The 17,713-nt window shown below is 33.4% G+C and carries 18 protein-coding genes; 9 read left to right on the forward strand and 9 right to left on the reverse strand.

What is annotated here, in order from left to right; all coding sequences use genetic code 11:
- Positions 1-7: 7 nt before the first annotated feature.
- Positions 8-1,159: a galactokinase gene (locus ACZZZI_RS16550; RefSeq protein WP_463490077.1), complete on the reverse strand. Its 1,152-nt coding sequence runs from the start codon at positions 1,157-1,159 to the stop codon at positions 8-10.
- 64 nt (positions 1,160-1,223) lie between these two features.
- Between ACZZZI_RS16550 and ACZZZI_RS16555 the strand changes: the two genes are divergently transcribed.
- Together ACZZZI_RS16555 and ACZZZI_RS16560 are read left to right on the forward strand one after the other, a co-directional pair.
- A complete protein-coding gene (locus ACZZZI_RS16555) occupies positions 1,224-2,273 on the forward strand; it encodes an aldose epimerase family protein (protein ID WP_463490079.1) in 1,050 nt (349 codons plus the stop codon).
- Positions 2,274-2,275: 2 nt separating this feature from the next.
- On the forward strand, positions 2,276-2,671 hold the full coding sequence (locus ACZZZI_RS16560; RefSeq protein ID WP_316760508.1) for a DUF1398 domain-containing protein: 396 nt from the start codon (positions 2,276-2,278) through the stop codon (positions 2,669-2,671).
- Positions 2,672-2,709: 38 nt separating this feature from the next.
- Here the strand turns inward: ACZZZI_RS16560 and ACZZZI_RS16565 are convergent, their stop codons facing one another.
- From ACZZZI_RS16565 to ribD, 4 genes are read right to left on the reverse strand one after another with little or no spacing between them, the layout of a single operon-like run.
- Positions 2,710-3,570, reverse strand: coding sequence for a nucleoside phosphorylase (locus tag ACZZZI_RS16565; protein ID WP_463490081.1), 861 nt, complete (start codon positions 3,568-3,570; stop codon positions 2,710-2,712).
- Between the two features lie 53 nt (positions 3,571-3,623).
- Positions 3,624-4,238, reverse strand: a complete 615-nt coding sequence (locus ACZZZI_RS16570) for an IMPACT family protein (protein WP_463490083.1) — start codon at positions 4,236-4,238, stop codon at positions 3,624-3,626.
- Positions 4,225-5,094 carry an EamA family transporter gene (locus tag ACZZZI_RS16575; protein WP_463490085.1) on the reverse strand — a complete coding sequence of 290 codons (870 nt, stop codon included), beginning with the start codon at positions 5,092-5,094 and terminating at the stop codon, positions 4,225-4,227. Before ACZZZI_RS16575 ends, ACZZZI_RS16570 begins: the two co-directional genes overlap by 14 nt.
- On the reverse strand, positions 5,091-6,146 hold the full coding sequence (ribD, locus tag ACZZZI_RS16580; RefSeq protein ID WP_463490087.1) for a bifunctional diaminohydroxyphosphoribosylaminopyrimidine deaminase/5-amino-6-(5-phosphoribosylamino)uracil reductase RibD: 1,056 nt from the start codon (positions 6,144-6,146) through the stop codon (positions 5,091-5,093). The genes ACZZZI_RS16575 and ribD overlap by 4 nt, the downstream gene beginning before the upstream one ends.
- A gap of 60 nt (positions 6,147-6,206) precedes the next feature.
- Here ribD and prmC point away from each other — a divergent pair, with 60 nt between their 5' ends.
- On the forward strand, positions 6,207-7,052 hold the full coding sequence (prmC, locus tag ACZZZI_RS16585; RefSeq protein ID WP_463490089.1) for a peptide chain release factor N(5)-glutamine methyltransferase: 846 nt from the start codon (positions 6,207-6,209) through the stop codon (positions 7,050-7,052).
- On the opposite strand, the gene xerD is transcribed toward prmC, so the two are convergent.
- Positions 7,049-7,948: a site-specific tyrosine recombinase XerD gene (gene xerD / locus ACZZZI_RS16590; RefSeq protein WP_463490091.1), complete on the reverse strand. Its 900-nt coding sequence runs from the start codon at positions 7,946-7,948 to the stop codon at positions 7,049-7,051. The two genes, prmC and xerD, sit on opposite strands and share 4 nt — an antisense overlap.
- 62 nt (positions 7,949-8,010) lie before the next feature.
- On the opposite strand from xerD, the gene aroQ reads away from it, so the two are divergent.
- Positions 8,011-8,433, forward strand: a complete 423-nt coding sequence (gene aroQ, locus ACZZZI_RS16595) for a type II 3-dehydroquinate dehydratase (RefSeq protein WP_316760495.1) — start codon at positions 8,011-8,013, stop codon at positions 8,431-8,433.
- Here aroQ and ACZZZI_RS16600 read toward each other — a convergent pair whose 3' ends face one another.
- Both ACZZZI_RS16600 and ACZZZI_RS16605 read right to left on the reverse strand, forming a co-directional pair.
- Positions 8,434-9,444: a glycosyltransferase family 2 protein gene (locus tag ACZZZI_RS16600; RefSeq protein WP_463490093.1), complete on the reverse strand. Its 1,011-nt coding sequence runs from the start codon at positions 9,442-9,444 to the stop codon at positions 8,434-8,436.
- A gap of 5 nt (positions 9,445-9,449) precedes the next feature.
- Positions 9,450-10,322 (reverse strand): lysophospholipid acyltransferase family protein, encoded by an 873-nt coding sequence (locus ACZZZI_RS16605; protein WP_463490095.1) that lies wholly within the window; start codon positions 10,320-10,322, stop codon positions 9,450-9,452.
- A 39-nt stretch (positions 10,323-10,361) separates the two neighbouring features.
- Here ACZZZI_RS16605 and ACZZZI_RS16610 point away from each other — a divergent pair, with 39 nt between their 5' ends.
- From ACZZZI_RS16610 to mgtE, 3 genes are all read left to right on the forward strand, one after another.
- Complete coding sequence (locus tag ACZZZI_RS16610) at positions 10,362-10,973, forward strand: WbqC family protein (protein ID WP_463490097.1); 612 nt, start codon at positions 10,362-10,364, stop codon at positions 10,971-10,973.
- Positions 10,974-10,975: 2 nt separating this feature from the next.
- Positions 10,976-12,097 carry a magnesium/cobalt transporter CorA gene (gene corA, locus ACZZZI_RS16615; protein ID WP_316760485.1) on the forward strand — a complete coding sequence of 374 codons (1,122 nt, stop codon included), beginning with the start codon at positions 10,976-10,978 and terminating at the stop codon, positions 12,095-12,097.
- A gap of 83 nt (positions 12,098-12,180) precedes the next feature.
- Positions 12,181-13,533: a magnesium transporter gene (gene mgtE, locus ACZZZI_RS16620; protein ID WP_316760482.1), complete on the forward strand. Its 1,353-nt coding sequence runs from the start codon at positions 12,181-12,183 to the stop codon at positions 13,531-13,533.
- Between the two features lie 66 nt (positions 13,534-13,599).
- Here the strand turns inward: mgtE and ACZZZI_RS16625 are convergent, their stop codons facing one another.
- Positions 13,600-14,010: an organic hydroperoxide resistance protein gene (locus ACZZZI_RS16625; protein ID WP_316760480.1), complete on the reverse strand. Its 411-nt coding sequence runs from the start codon at positions 14,008-14,010 to the stop codon at positions 13,600-13,602.
- Between the two features lie 344 nt (positions 14,011-14,354).
- Between ACZZZI_RS16625 and ACZZZI_RS16630 the strand changes: the two genes are divergently transcribed.
- Together ACZZZI_RS16630 and ACZZZI_RS16635 are read left to right on the forward strand one after the other, a co-directional pair.
- On the forward strand, positions 14,355-16,715 hold the full coding sequence (locus ACZZZI_RS16630) for a hypothetical protein (RefSeq protein ID WP_463490100.1): 2,361 nt from the start codon (positions 14,355-14,357) through the stop codon (positions 16,713-16,715).
- Positions 16,715-17,710 (forward strand): PorP/SprF family type IX secretion system membrane protein, encoded by a 996-nt coding sequence (locus ACZZZI_RS16635; protein WP_344768799.1) that lies wholly within the window; start codon positions 16,715-16,717, stop codon positions 17,708-17,710. Before ACZZZI_RS16630 ends, ACZZZI_RS16635 begins: the two co-directional genes overlap by 1 nt.
- The last annotated feature ends 3 nt before the right edge of the window (positions 17,711-17,713 follow it).

The following is a 17,713-nucleotide window of genomic DNA, read 5'->3' on the forward strand; positions in this document are numbered from 1 at the left end:
TTTAATTCTATAATCTTATTGGGCCGTTTCCGATTTCGCTCACATATATTTCTGCTGGATAACCGATTTTATCAACATAATAATTAGTTAAATGCTTTGCAAAATCTTCTTCGAAACCTTTTTCCAGTAAAGCAATTGCGCAACCGCCAAACCCAGCGCCAGTCATCCGTGCGCCAATTACATGTTCGTAATCTGCACAAAAATCAACCACGGCATCTAGTTCTTTTCCACTAACTTCATACAAAGTTCTTAGCGATTCGTGCGATGCATACATTAATCTGCCAAAATCACTTAATTCCCCTGCATTTAAAGCTTTAGCCGCTAAATGTACTCGATCATTTTCTTTTACAACATGAGTTGCACGGTTTAAAATAACTTCATCCGTAATTAGGTGACTATGTAATGCAAACTTTTCGGCAGTTAAATCACATAAATTGTTAAGTTTTATTTCTTCGTTTAATAATTTTAGTGCGGTCTGGCATTCTTCAACTCTTTCATTGTATTTAGAATCTGCCAGTTCTCGGGGTTTTTTAGTGTTAATAATCGCTAAAACGTAGTTTCCTAAATTTATATCAACCATTTTATATTTTAGTGTTTCGCAATCTAAAACAATTGCTTTATCCTTTTCTCCAAAAGCTACCGCGAATTGATCCATTATACCAGAATTCAGACCGATAAAATCGTTTTCAACTCTTTTAGCCATTTTTACTAATTCCAGTTTATCATAACCTAAATTGAAATATTCATTTAATGCAAAAGCTGTTGCAATTTCTATCGAAGCAGAAGAAGATAAACCCGAACCAATAGGGATATTTCCAAAATATAGAAAATCTAAAGCTGTGATTTCTTTACCATCTTTAATAAATTCATTTATTACACCGATAGGGTAATTTGCCCAAAGATTTCCATTTTTTTCGTGACTAATATTGGCTTCAACCTCGGTTTGAACTTCAAAATTTAAACTTTTAAATCTGAATTTATTATCACTGTTTGGTGCAATTGCTAGCCAAGTTCCCAGAGTAATTGAACAAGGCATCACTAATCCGCCATTGTAATCAATATGTTCGCCTATAAGGTTAACTCGGCCAGGTGTAAAGTAAACAGCATCAGCATTTTTATAGTATAGCTCAGCAAATTTTTCTTCAAGTTTAATCTTCATTTGGTTGAAAATATTTAAATAATAGTATGTTTGTTTAGGAAACAAAAGCCCTAAGTTACAATTTATGAGCATTCAGCAAACATCTACAGGAAAATTTATTGATGGCGAAGAAATTATCGCAATCGAACTAACCAACAGCAAAGGTACTTATGTCGAAATTTTTAATTATGGTGCAATAATTAACCGTTTTGTGGTGAAAAATATCAAAGGTGAAATGCAGGATATTGTACTTGGTTTTGATGATATAGAAGGATATTTTAATGAAAAATACTTAGAAAATAATCCTCATATCGGCTCGGTTATTGGCCGTTATGCAAACCGAATTAAAGGCGGAAAATTTTCGATTGAAGGCGTAGATTATCAATTAGAAAAAAATACGGGCACCGATAGCTTACACGGTGGAATTGTTGGTTTTGATAAAAAGGTTTGGGATATTGTTGAATTAGGAGAAGAGAATCAATCTTTTGTTACGCTTGAATATGAAAGTGTTGATGGGGAAGAAGGTTTTCCTGGTAGTTTAATCGTTGATTTAACCTTTGAACTAACGGATAATGATGAGCTTATTTTAACTTATGAAGCAGAAACGGATAAAGCAACCGCCATTAATTTAACGCACCATGGTTATTTTAATTTATCGCCTAATGGTGGTAATGTTGGTAAACATAAACAACAAATATTTGCAACAAATTACTTGGAGCAAGATGACAACTATTGCGTTACTGGAAAATTACTGCCTGTTAAAGGAACAGCTTTAGATTTTACCGAATCTAAAGAGCTTTCAAAAGACTGGAATCCTGAGGAAGGTTACGACCAAACTTTTGTGCTGGATAAAACCTATGGCGATTTATCGCTCGCGAGTAAAACATTTGAGGATGAAAGCGGTTTAACTTTAAGCGTGTACACAACCGAACCAGTAGCACATTTGTACACATCGAAGTATTTAAAGGCTAAGAATGGAAAAGATGGCAGAGATTATGGTGCTTATGACGCATTTTGTATCGAAACACAACATCACCCGAATGCAATAAACATTCCCGAATTTCCGACCACAGTTTTACAACCTGAAGATTTGTACACGCAAACAACCATTTTTAAAGTTTCACTTACCAAATAATTATGTTCAGCATAGAAGAAATTAAAGCAGCAGAATCAAAAATAAAAACAGGAGCTGATTTTCCTCAATTTATAAAGGAGATTAAGGCATTAGGTGTAGTTAGAAACGATGTTTATGTAGCTAACGGTTTATCTGTCTACTTTAATAGCGACGATTATTCCGTTCAGGCAAGTCCAGATGAATATCCAGAACTCGTTATTAATAGCGAATCTTCTGCCGAAAAATTAGAACATGCATTAAAAATTCATCAGCGGGGTGAAACAGATTATTTTACTTTTTGTAAGCAAGCGGCTGATGCTGGAGTAGAAAAATGGGTAATTGATTTGAATAGCATGACTTGTAGCTATCTCGATACAAAACAAACAGAGCTCGTTAAAGAAGAAATTCCATCCGCATAAAAAAACTGCTACGAATAAATTTAATCGTAGCAGTTTTTTTATATCCGCTCTAAAACCATTTTAATAGCCTGTTCTACTATTTTATTAGGTTCGTTACTAAATTCGAGGTTTACTCTGCTGGCCAAAATTGCATTCACAGAAAGCGCCTTATGACCTAAAACTTTAGCCAAAGCATAAATTCCGGCAGTTTCCATTTCCAAATTAGTAATCCTGTTCTGATTACTTTTAAAACTATTTATCAGTTTAATAAAGTTAGGTACCGCATTTTTGGCCCTAACTTGTCTGCCTTGTGGTGCATAAAAACCTGGCGCTGTAATGGTAATTCCTTTTGCCATATCCTTACCAATGGTGTTTAATAAAGTATCACTTGCTGCAGTTAAATAAGGATTTATATTTTTTAAATGACCGAAATGAGTTTTAATATCGTCGAGTAAACTTCTTTCATCGCCAGATAAATCATGAACATAATAATTCATCAAAGCATCCATTCCTAAGCCAAAAGAAGATGCTAAAATTGTACCCATTGGAACATCAGGTTGAACGGCACCAGAAGTTCCGACACGAATGATATTTAAGGATGTAAGTTCTTTTTTAACTTCACGGGTTTCAAAATCGATATTTACTAACGCATCCAACTCATTAAAAACGATATCAATATTATCAGTTCCAATCCCTGTAGATAATATAGTAACTCGCTTATTTCCAACTAAACCAGTATGCGTTACAAATTCGCGTTTGCCTTTTTTAAATTCGATGCTGTCGAAATATTTACTTACTTCTCCAACACGGTCAGGATCGCCAACAGTAATTACCGTTGCTGCAACATCACCAGGTAAAAGATTGAGATGGTAAATACTTCCATCAGGATTGATAATTAAATCGCTTTCTGCTATTTTCATAATTCGATTATGCTTTTAATGAAATGAACCTATTAAATTGGTTTCTTATTTGGTTAAATAGTTTGAAGATATTTTAGTTTTATGCCTTCAACTTTATCAAACTTACTTAAAACCTGATTTAATTGCGCTTTTCTAATTTCAAATTTTAAAATACAATTTATATCAAAGTTTTGAGATAAAACATCAAGATTCTCATCCTTAATAATTTTCATAACATCATTCATTTGCAAATATTCAAAATGAACATCATAAATATCATTTACAGTTTTTGTGATAATGTTTGATGCTGAAATTGCCTCTAGACTTGCATTTTTATAAGCATTTATTAGCCCTGGAACACCAAGTAAAGTGCCGCCGAAGTATCGAACTACAACAATTATTATATTGGTTAAATCTTCTGATAAAAGGCAGTTTAAAATCGGTCTGCCTGCTGTTCCAGATGGCTCACCATCATCGTTAATTCTATAAACAGATCGATCTGGAGTAAGACGATAAGCATAGCAAAAATGCCGTGCCTTGGCATGTTCCGACCTCAAATTATTAATTAAAGGTTTAATTTCTTCTTCGGAACGTATAGGATAGGCGTAAGCAATAAATTTACTGCCCTTATCTCTAAAAATACCTTCAGCTGCCCCATTTATTGTTTTATATGAATCATCGAACAGCATTTAATTGAGATATAGTGATTAAAATTACAGCACATAATGCAAGTGCAATTCCGAAATAATTTAGTTTAGTGAGTTTCTCTTTAAAAACCAAAATACCAATTAAGCTACCAACTACAATTACACCTAAATTCATAGCTGCAAAAACGGTAGATGGATTTGTGGCTAAGGCCTTGTGCGCTTTTAAATAGAAAAGGATATTACCAAAATTAAATAGCCCTAAAATTAATCCACAGCCTATATTAACCAATTGTAGTTTAGTTTTTCTGGCAACAATCATAATAATGATGATAATTAATGAAACAAAAAAAGCCAGACTAAAAACCGTAAAGAGTGATGTTGTATAAGGCAACTCTTTGTGTAAGGCTATTTGTTTAAAAAGCACATCTATAAAGCCAAAACCAACGAAAACTATTATTGGATAGAACCAGTTGCCTGATTCGGATTTACTTTCTGATTTTCTAAGGAAAGTTAAAATGATAGCTAAAAAACCGACACCAAGACCTATAAATTTTAGTTGATTAAAATCTTCCTTAAATATAAAATACGCTGCAAGAATTGGTATAAAAAGCGATAAACGTTGAGCGATATCGGTTTTAACAATTCCCAGTTTTTTTACCGATGCTGCAAGAAATAAAAATATGGTTGGAAGTAAAATGGCTAACGCGATATAAATTGGCCAGGGTGCAGTTCCTGTAATTATTTTAACATCGGGTTTAAAAAAAAGACAACATAGGGTTAGCGCAGTTAAATAATTAAAAGTGACGGCTTGTATAATACTGATTTTGTATCTTTTTGCGAGCTTTAACAATACAGCAACGGTAACGCTGCAAAAAATACTTAAAATTATGTATATCATTTATTTATATTGTTTATATAGATAGAAAGTTTATCATTACCAATAATAATCTGATCTGTTATATCGCCATTCACAACAGGAGCAGGGATACCTTGATTCCAGCTGTTTGCTGAAGCAAAAATCCTGGCTTCATCCCAAAGATTGGCCTCTAAAAATTGCTTTAAAATACTTGCACCGCCTTCAATAATAACCGATTGAATATCCATTAAATATAACTGAAAGGAAATTTTTTGAGCTAAATAGAAGTGCATATCTTCCATTTGGATGTAATGAATATTATCAACCACATCAGTTTTAATTTCATTAAAAATAATAGTTTTTGCTTCCTTGTTATAAATATTATTGCTTTGTGGTACCTGAAGATTTTTATCAATTACCAACCTTACTGGATTTTTTCCAGGCCATTCTCTACTTGTTAATTGAGGATTATCTATCACCGCGGTTTGTTTGCCAATTAGAATTGCATCTTCTTCTGTTCGCCATTGGTGAGCAAGACGTTTTGCCAATGCCCCACTTATCCATTTTTGATGGCCGTTTGTTGTGGCAAAATAGCCATTTGCAGTTTCTGCCCATTTAAGGATAATATAAGGTCGCTGTTTTTGTATTCTGGTAAAAAAACGTCTGTTAAAGTACTTACATTCATCATCTAAAATACCACTTAAAACTTCAATGCCTGCATTTTTAAGCTTCTCAATGCCTTTTCCATCAACACCAGAAAATGGATCTCGGTTGCCAATAACAACTTTTTTTAATTGATACTTTACAAATAAATCGGCACAGGGCGGGGTTTTTCCAAAATGTGCACAAGGCTCTAAATTAACATAGGCAGTGGCTTGTTTTAGTAGATTTTCGGCTTCATCACCATATTTTTCTAAAACAGATTTAATGGCGTTTGGCTCTGCATGGGCTTCGCCATATTTTTGGTGAAAACCCTCGCCAATAATTTTACCATTGGCCACAATAACACAACCAACCATCGGATTTGGATTTACATTTCCAATTGCTATCGCTGCTAACTCTAAACAACGTTTTATGTAAAATTCATCGCTCATTAGCGCAAAAGTAGTTAAATTATGACAAGGATAGTTACCAATTTATTACTTTTGTAATCGATGAATATTAAAGCCTTAGAAAAAGAATATATACAGAGTTTAAGCCATTTTTACGATAACGATGAGGCGAAAGCAATATTTAATTTAGCCGCAAGCAGTGTTTTAAAAGTAGCTAAAAGCCAGTTAGTTATCGATAAAGAAAAAGAAATTTTAGCTAAAGATTCTAATAAACTTTCGAAAATTTTGACTGATTTGAAAACAGGTAAGCCTGTTCAACAGGTTTTAGGAGAAACTATTTTTTACGGTTTACCTTTCAAAGTTACGAGCAACGTTTTGATACCAAGACCAGAAACTGAAGAACTTGTGGATTGGGTTATTAATCATGTTAAAGATAAAAAGGAGTCGCTTTTAGACATTGGAACTGGCTCGGGTTGTATTCCAATCGTATTAAAGAAGCATTTACCACATTTAGATGTTTCATCTATCGATATTTCTTCTGAAGCTTTAAAAGTTGCTGCGGAAAATGCACAATTGAATAAAATAAATATCAACTTAATTGAAGCGGATATTTTAAAATATTCAACAGATAAGATGTACGATGTAATTGTGAGTAATCCACCTTATATCAGAGAGCTTGAAAAAGCAGAAATGCATGAAAACGTTTTGATACATGAGCCGCATACAGCATTATTTGTTAGTGACGAAAACCCTTTGATTTTCTATAAAGCAATTGCCGATTTTGCTTTGAGTAATCTGAATCCAAATGGTTATTTATTTTTCGAAATTAATGAATATTTATGGGAAGAAACGCTTCAGATACTTATTGATAAAAGATTTAAAAACATAGAGTTAAAGAAAGATATGCAGGGCAAGGATAGAATGATTATGGCTAGAACTAATCCTTAAGAACGAGGATGAAATTGCGTAATTACTTCTCTTAAAAAATCTCTGTCTATGTGTGTGTAAATTTCGGTTGTAGTAATACTCGAATGCCCCAACATTTCTTGTACAGCACGTAAATCTGCTCCTCCTTCTATTAAATGAGTAGCAAAAGAGTGCCTCAAAGTATGTGGACTGATTGTCTTTTTTAATCCAGTTTGAACGGCTAAACTTTTAATTAGGTTAAATATCGAAATCCTCGATAGTTTAGCTCCAAAACGATTCAGAAAGATAAAATCTTCATTTCCTTTTTTAATTTTTACATGAACCCTGATTTGATGAATGTAAAGATCCAAAAGCTTTAAGGCAACACCACCAATCGGGATCAGCCGCTCTTTATTTCCTTTACCAATAACCTTTAAAAATTCTATTTGAGGATACAGATTTGAAATTTTTAGTTCGGTTAGTTCAGTAACCCGTAAACCACAGCCATACAAAACTTCGATAATGGCCTTATTACGCATGCCTTCTGGTTTAGAGGCGTCAATACCATCAATTAGGCTGTTAATTTCATGAATATTTAAGGTGTCAGGTAATTTTCGGCTAAGTTTTGGAGCCTCAATTAACGCCATCGGATCGTTTACAATTACCTCTTCAAGCATTAAATAAGTAAAAAACGATTTTAATCCTGAAATAACTCTTGCCTGCGTACTCGCTTGCATACCCAGTTCGTTAAGCCAGCTTATAAATAATTTAATATCTGCTGCAACAATTGCATTTAAGGCTGGCTCTACATTTAAAGATTGATAATATTGATTTAATTTATCAATATCATTTAAGTAAGCATCAACAGAATTGCCTGACAACGAGCGCTCTAATTTTAAATAACCTTTAAATCCTTTAATATATGATTGCCAAAGCATGATTTTATTTAAGATTTTTTATAACATTGCAACGTTACAACATTTAACGTTATAATATCAACATGAAAATACAAATTATCAACGGTCCGAATTTAAATCTTTTAGGCGTACGTGAGCCATCAATTTATGGTAATACAAGCATTGATGAGTATATAATTAAGCTAAAAGAAATTTATACTATAATTGATATTGAGTATTTTCAAAGTAACGTTGAAGGCGAAATTATAAATAAACTGCACGAAGTTGGTTTTAGCTACGATGGGATTATTTTAAATGCTGGTGGTTACACGCATACTTCAGTTGCTATTGCAGATGCTATTGCTGCAATTAAAACACCTGTTGTAGAAGTTCATATTTCTAATATTTATGCTAGAGAGGAATTTAGGCACACTTCTTTAACAGGCAAAAATTGCCAAGGTGTTTTAACTGGCTTCGGAATGAATGGTTACCGTTTGGCGATTGAAAGTTTACTATTTAATGCTTAATTATAAATTGGAAAAGAATCTAATTTTCTTGATAAAAAACGCCCAAACCACGCTGCTTTTATAAACTCCAGTATGCTCAGCATAGGGTTTTTGGATTTGTTTTCTTTTTGATGCCGTTTTACTTAGTGCTTTAATAAAATGCCAATGGCCTTTACTTACAGCCAATGTAAACTTCGGCTTTCCACTTAAAAGAAAATGCCACCAGGCAATAAAATCGATACACATTCGAATGAAAATTCTAAAAATAGCATCTCCAGCAGGAAGATTTTTCTGCATTATGATTAAGTTATTTCTAAAATTAAGATAGGTTTTAAAAGGATTTTCCGTTTGAAGTGTGCCGCCACCGACGTGATAAACTTCAACATCAGGACAATAAACTACTTTGTAATCAAGGTTCTTTAATCTCCAGCACAAATCGATTTCTTCCATGTGGGCAAATAAATCTGCATCTAAACCACCAGTTTCTAGCCAACACGTACTTTTAATAAAAAAAGCTGCACCACTTGCCCAAAAAATTTCTTTGGTATCATTGTATTGGCCTTTATCAATTTCGTAAATGTTAAATAGTCTTCCACGGCAAAATGGGAAAGCATAAATATCTAAAAAACCGCCTGCTGCACCAGCATATTCAAATTGCGCTTTATTTTCTTGCCATTTAATTTTAGGTTGTGCTGCAGCAATTTTATCATCGCTCTCCATCAAATCAATAACAGGCTGAATCCAGTTTGGAGTAACTTCTACATCCGAATTCAAAAGCACAAAATAATCAGCGTCAACACGTTCTAAAATTTTGTTGTATCCGCCAGCAAAACCGTAGTTAACATCGTTTTTTATAATTTTAACGGTTGGAAAATTTTGCTTAATATAGGATACAGAATCGTCTGTAGAGCCATTATCGCCTACAACAATTTGCAAATTATCGTATTTTGAGAGTAAAACGCTGGGTAAAAATTGTTGTAACCAAGCTTTACCATTCCAGTTTAAAATTACAACTGCTACTGATGGATTCATTATTATTATTCGGGTTTAAATTTCCAGCGTTTATGGCTCCAAAGCCAATATTGAGGCTGTTCTTTAATTATATCTTCTAAAAACTTAAAGTGCATATTGGTAATTTCACCATCAGCAGTTAAAGAAGGATTTAAGCACATTGGTAAAACTTCAACAGTATAATAGCCTGTTTTTACAGAGCTCACTTTAAAGTAATAAATAGGTCTGTTTGTAGATTTTGCAATTTTTTCTACTCCTAATAAAGCCGCAGTTGGCTGATTTAAAAAGGTAAGAAAATATTTACTTTCCTCGCGGGTAGGCGATTGGTCGCTTGCAAAACACAATAAACTTGGTTCATTTTTATAGGTTGCCATACTACGTAAAGTTTGTTTCATGGCAACAAATACATTTCCAAATTTAGTACGAAGTTTATTAAACCAATACTCGAAAGTTTTATTATTTATTGGTTTGTAAATCACAATCGTTTTAGCAGAGATATTTAAGCCTAAAGCTAAAGTGCCTAGCTCCCAATTTCCATAATGACCAGTGCAAGCCAAAACACTTTCACCCTTGCTAAAATGAGCTTCTAATTGCTCAATGCCTACAAATTTTACTCTTTTTAAAGTTTCCTTTTTTGAAATTGTTTTCTGCTTAATGATTTCGAAAATCAAATTTGCTAAAAACTTAAAGTATTTCTTTTCGACTTTGATAATTTCCTGTTCAGATTTTTCGGGAAAGGAGTTTGTTAAGTTATTACGAACAACATTTTTTCGATAACGGATTACGTAATAAAGGATATAATATAGTAATCTTGCAAAAATAAATAATATTTGCAGAGGCAATAGCGAAATCAGGCATAAAAAAAATACGCCCACGTGCGCAATCCCTCTTTTAATCATTAATTTTAAAACGTTTGAATTACAAACATATATTTTCAAATGCAAAATACCGCTATACTTCCTTTATTTTATCTTCCTCCTGTAAGCTATTTTAGTAAAATACAACAAATTAAGCCCGATTTTTTAATCGAAAAATTTGAGCATTTCCCTAAACAAACCTTCCGAAACAGAGCTGGGATATACTCACCAAACGGAAAACTCGATATTACTGTTCCAGTAGTAAAAGGAGCAAAAATGAGAACAGCAATTAAAGATGTTAAAATTAGTTACGATTTTAACTGGCAGCGCTTACATTGGATGAGTTTGGAAAGTTGTTATCGCAGCTCGGCTTATTTCGAATTTTACGAGGATGAGTTAGTACTTTTTTATAATAAGAAATTTGATTTTCTTTTCGATTACAACCTTGAACTGATTGAATGGCTATCTAAAAAGCTTAAATTGGATATCACTTTTAATTTTACCACCGAGTATTATGATCATATTGAGCCTGAATTTGATTATCGAAATATGATGAGTCCAAAAAAAACTGATGAATATTTAAACAATAAGCAATATTTTCAGGTTTTTGAAGATAAACATCAGTTTATTCCTAACTTAAGTATTGTCGATTTGTTATTCAATCAAGGTCCGCAGGCTAAGTTATACCTTTAATTATGGCTAAAAATAAAAAACGCAATAAACACATTCACTATAAAGTGCCCGAGCCTGGTACCAGTCCAGGTTTATATACCATTGATGAAAATGCGTTAAAGCCCATTATCACTTTCCATACTTATGATGATAAATCTTATAAAAATGAAGAATTAAAAAACATCGATAATATAGAAAAGCTAACCGAGAATAGTAATTTTTTCTATTGGTTTGATATTAAAGGTTTGGCTGATCCAAGCATTTTTGAAACCTTATACGAAAAATTAAATGTAAGTAGATTGGTGCTTGAAGATATCACAAGTTCGTATCAAAGGCCAAAACTTGATGAATATGATAACGATAAATATGTTTTTTCAGTTAGCAGACATCTTTACTTAAGCGAAGAAAATGGTTTATGTAATGAGCAAATATCATTTATCCTTACACCAAAATTCTTAATTACTTTTCAGGAGAATTATGAAGATTGCTTTAATCCTGTTAGAAAACGGCTAGAAGTAGGTAAAGGAAATATTAGAATAGGTGGAAGTAGTTACCTAATGTATGCCATGATGGATGCAATTGTAGATAACTATTTTACGCTTCTTAATTTTTGGGGCGAAGAATTGGATGCAATTGAGGACCGTTTATTTGATAATCCTGATAAACGAATTATGTATGATACACAAGCCATAAAGCGATCATTAATTACAATTAGGAAAGTAGCCTGGCCAGAAAGAGATAAATTAAACGACATTTTGCGAAGTGATAGCCCATTGATTTCTGATCTAACTAAAACATACATTAAAGATGCTTACGACCATTGCATTCAAATCATCGATTTTATAGAGTCTTTAAAAGAAATTGCGTCGGCAAACATCGATATGAATTTATCCATCATTAGTAATCGGATGAATGAAATTATGAAAGTTCTTACCATAATTTCTTCCATATTTATTCCACTAACTTTTATTGCTGGTATTTACGGTATGAATTTTAGTAGGGAAGACCCAACAACTGGTAAAATATTAACCGATAATATGCCTGAACTTTATGCCGAACATGGCTATTTATACACCTGGCTTGTTATGCTTGTTATTGCCATTATACAAGTTATATACTTTTGGCGTAGAGGCTGGTTTAAATAACCCTCCAACAATTTTCTTTATTGGAAATAGAAGTTTTAACATTAAAAATGTATTAGAATTGCTATTTTAGAAGCTCAAGAAATATGCAATCATCATTCGAAATAGATAAGAGCGACGTACTGAAGGTTAAAAATGCAATTTTAGCTGGTGATGAAACTTTAAAACAAGTTTTAGGGGAATATCATGCCTCAGAAATTGCAATTTTATTCGAACGCTTAGATAAAGGAGAACAGCAACACATTATTAATTTGTTGCCTGCAGAAATAGCTTCAGAAATTATCTCTGAGATGGATGAGGAATCTCATCCTGAAGATTTACTTTTTCAGCTGCATCCCGATAAGCGTACTGAAATTGTTGAAGAACTGGATTATGATGATGCTACCGACATTATTTCTCAACTTGAAGACCACGAACAGAAGGAAATTCTGGAAGACTTACAAGATGAGCATGCTTCTGAAATTCGTAATCTTTTAACTTACGACGAGAAGACAGCTGGTGGTTTAATGAACACAGAACTGATCTGTGTAAACATTAACTTAACTAAGAAAGATGCAATTGATGAAATCATCCGTCAGAGTGAAGAGATGGAGGAATTTTATACCATTTATGTTGTAGATGATAATGAGATTTTTAAAGGCATTGTTTCTCTAAAAGATATCATCAAGGCCAGGCACAATGCTCAAATCACTGAACTTGTAAAAATCGATGCAGTTTATGTGCATCCTGATACCGATCAGGAAGAGGTAGCTAATTTGATTTCTCAGTATAACTTAACCAGTATTCCAGTAATTGATGAGCATCAGAAATTATTAGGTAGAGTTACTTTCGATGATGTTATTGACGTTATGGAAGCGGAAAGTACGGAGGACATTTTAAAAATATCAGGTGTATCAGAAGATGAAGAACTGAGTGGTAATTGGGTCGAAGCTGTAAAATCCCGTTTGCCCTGGCTTATTATCAATTTAGGAACCGCTTTTTTAGCTTCATCAGTTGTACGCTATTTCGATCCAACAATTAAATTAATCCCGTCATTAGCTGCCTATATGACCATTATTGCAGGTATGGGTGGAAATGCCGCAACACAAGCTTTGGCGGTAACGGTTCGTCGTATTTCGCTCTATGATTTAACAGATAAGCAGGCTTATAGAACGGTATTAAAAGAATTTACTGTCGGTTTAATTAATGGAGCCGCCAATGGCTTAATCGTGTTCATTTTTGCATTCTTTTTCGATGGAAACCCCATGCTGGGACTGGTTATCTTTTTGGCAATGACAGGTAATTTAGTAATTGCTGGTATAACTGGAGCTGGAATTCCGTTAATCTTAAAAAGAGTTGGTATCGATCCAGCAATTGCTTCATCCATAATTATTACCACTTTTACCGATGTTTTTGGCTTTCTTTTAATTTTAGGCTTGGCTAGCAAGCTTTTGCTATAAGGTTGCAACAGAAAATATTAATCATAAAAAAACGGACTAGCAAAGTCCGTTTTTATTTTTACTTGTTTAAATAGCTGTAATTCTCACATCTATATTTCCTCTAGTTGCTTTTGAGTAAGGACAAGCTTTATGTGCCTTTTCAGCAATTGATTGGGCTTCATCGTGCGATATTCCTGGGATATGTACATCTAAATCTGCTGAAAGTACAAAGGCATTTCCATCTTTATTAAATGAAACCAAAACATTAACGTAAGCTTCACTAACATCTACACCTTCTCGTTCGGCAACAGAACCTAAAGCGCCAAGATAACAAGGTCCCCAAGCTGCAGCAAATAACTGCTCTGGGTTAGTAGCCCCACCTTGACCGCCAAGTTCTTTTGGCTTTCTAATTTCAAATTCCAATTGACCATCGTTTGATTTGATATGCCCGTCTCTGCCCCCTGTAGCTGTAACTTCAGCTGTATATAACTTTTCCATAATTTTCGGTTAAAGCATAAACAACAGCTATCTAAGCAAAATTGTTTGAAAAATGCCTTTATGCATACAAAAAACGAATAGTTTTCGTGTAAAATTTCTTGCCTCAAATTTAAATTTAAAGCAAGAATTAATTGATTTAATTAGTCTGATCGCCAGCTAAATAAGTGCGCTTTTATGCCTGGTGAAATAATTTTTTTACGCCTAGTTTTCGTGTAAAAAAATACATAAACACAAAAAAACGACTAACTAATTATACCAGTATAACTATTTTTATATAGAATTATTAATATCGCTCCCTATTGATTTATAGATTACTATTGATGTTATGTATAGCCAGCATGGTTATGCCATCAAAATTACAAGCACAATTATGTCCAGAAAACATTGGTTTTGAAAATGGCAATTTCAAAAACTGGAAAATTTACACAGGAACCTCTAATTTTTCAGGTGTAAATCTAACCGAAGTATCTTCTGCAGTTTTGGGTAGGCATACCTTACAGAACAACAAAACAGCCTTGGATCAGTATGGTCAATTTCAAATTGTTCCGAAGAGTGGTGGAAACTATATTGTTAAGGTTGGGAATAATGGAACTGGCGCACAAGGTGAGGGGATTTCATATCTGATAAATGTACCAGCCAATCGTTCCGAATTTACCCTTACATATCAATATGCAGTAGTATTCGAAGATCCTAATCATCCTAAGGAAGAACAACCACGCTTCATTGCAAGGGTAAAAGATGTTGAAACGGGTAAATATATCCCTTGCGCCTCATTCGAATACATAGCAACTTCAACACTCCCTGGCTTCAAAAAATCTAAATCAAGTAGTACTGTTATATATAAAGAATGGACTCCAGTAACAATAAATTTGTCTGGGTACCAAGGAAAACAACTCCTTTTAGAATTTATAACTGGAGATTGTACTTTGGGTGGGCATTTTGGCTATGCTTATGTTGATGTGAACAATTTATGTGGAGATTTAATTATCGGTAATACTTACTGTAAAAGCTCTGAAGAACTTAATGTTTCGGGTCCGAGTGGATTTCAAACCTATGATTGGTACAATGGTGATAGAACAATTAAATATGGGACAGGGCAAACGGTTAAAATTAAACCAACACCACCAGATGGTACAGTAATCGTTCTTGATGTAGTACCTTTTACTGGGTATGGTTGTCCGAGTACTTTAAGTGCTGTTGTTATGGCGGTTGATTACCAACTTCAACTTCTACCAAAAAATACAATTTGTCAAGGTACTTTAATTGATTTAACATCAGATGATTATGTGCTTAATAGAAATGCTGATTTTAGTTACTTTGCTTATGAAGACAAAGATTTATCAATTCCTATAACTGGGATGGTAAAGATCAATGAGAATAAAACTTATTATATAAAAGCCACAAATTATAAAGGATGCGAAAGCGTTAGCAGTGTAGATATTTCGATCTTCGACATAGCAAATATTACAATTAAAAATCCACCTCAAGCCTGTTATAATCAGACTGTAGATTTATCAAATGATGATATATATGTTGGGGATTTAACTGATGTAACTAAAGGTTATTTTACTGATGCGGCGGCTACTAAAACTTTAGCTAATCCAACCAGAATAAATGTTAGTGGAAGATATTACACCAAACTCAGCAACGATTTAGGCTGTAGTAAAATTTTAGCTGTAGATGTTATTGTAAATACTAAACCAATCCTTAAAATAACAAATCCCAAAGCTGTTTGCTATCCTGAAACCGTTGATATTAGTGCCTTAAATAATTTTACTGGTAGCGATAAAGATTTAAAATATCAGTTTTATTATGATGCAGCATTTAATCAGATAATACCCGATGCAACAAAAATCGACAGAAGTGGAACATATTATATTAAAGCAACAAATGTTTTGGGTTGTGCGGTTACCGATAAAATTAGTGTAGTAGTTTTTGATTTACCCGTTTTGGTAACAAAAGATCCGAGCCCTGTGTGTTATCCTTCTACAATTGATATCACAGAACAAAGTTTATATACTGGAACTACCATAGGAGTAACCTATTCATATTATACCGATAGTAATTTAAGCAACAAAATTACTCTACCAAGCCAAATAGCCACTACGGGGGCTTATTTTGTGAAAATTACAAATGCCAATGGCTGTTTTGTATCTGCAAAAATAAATGTTACGATTAATCCATTGCCAACAATTGTTTTAAATCAACCCAATTCAATTTTCGATTATGATTATATTGATTTAACATCTGCCGATATCGTTAAAGGTAGTAAGGGCTATGTAAAGGCTCGTTATTATGAGGATGCTTCGCTTACTAAACAACTTGCCGATCCTACAAAAATAAATAAAAGTGGTGTTTATTATATTTCGTTAGAAAGTGATAAAGGATGCTCTATATCAGCTCCGCTTGTGGTAACTGTTTTACCAGCTCCTAAAATAGTTGTTCCAACAGCTTTTACCCCTCAAAAATCTACGAACAATCTACTTTATCCATTTTTTACAAGCATACAAAAATTAATAAGCTTTAAGGTTTATAATAAATGGGGCATTTTGGTTTATCAAACTGGCAGTATGGTTTCAACTGGCTGGGATGGGCAATTTAATTCTAAAATGCATCCAATGGAAACTTTTTCATGGTTTGCAGAAGGCATAGATGTTTTGGGCGGGAAATTTCAATCAAAAGGTAAAACTATATTAATATTATAATGTACAAAGAAATAACAACTCTAATATTGTGCTTTATAACTATATGTTGTTCTGCACAAGACCCAAAATTTTCTCAGTATTTTGCTGCGCCTTTGGCTTTAAATCCAGCTTTTACTGGGTTTTTCGATGGCGACTATCGCTTAGCTTTAAATACCAGGCAGCAATGGGGAAATCTTGGTGATCCATATAATACGTACAGTATATCTGGAGATGTTAAACTAATTGCCGATGAGAACTTTACAAATAGTGTGTTTTCAATAGGGGTTAGTGGCTTGTTTGATGAGTCTTTCAATAAGGCATTAAAATCACAATACATTAGCGCAAGCGCTTCTTATTATCAATATCTTGATGTTCATCATCGGTTTAAGTTTGGCTTAGCACCTCAAATATCTTATGTTTCGAGGTTTTTAGATTATAACAAACTTACATTTGCATCTCAGTATAATGGGAGTGGATTCGATCCTACATTGCCAAATTATTTAAATCTGCAAAACGATAGAACATCGTATTTCGATTTAAATATTGGAGCTAACTTTTCTGCAACTTTCGAGCGGATGAGTTTAGCCGTTGGTTATGCTCAATACCACCTTACCAAACCTGTTGAAACACTTCTTGGGGCAACTAATAACGCCTTACCTGCAAGAAGGACAGTAAACTTTGGATTACTTTATCTAGTAAATGATTATGTTGATTTCAACTTAACTGCAATTTACAATGGCCAGGGGAATATTAATGATAAATTAGCTGGTGTAGTAATTGGTTTTAAGCCCAACGATCAAACGAAGTTGAAATTGAATGGCGGTCTGTGGTATAAATTTAACGAATCGTCGGTTTACCCATATCTGGGGTTAGTATTCGGTAATGTTAGTGCAGGTATTAATTATACAATTTTAAGTAATCGTGTATTAAGTTCTACTCCACGTACTTACGAAATTTCATTAATCTATCGACATAATAACTTTAAAGGTTTTAAAGTTCCATGCCCTAAATTCTAAAAA

This window comes from Pedobacter sp. AC190, assembly GCF_979258025.1.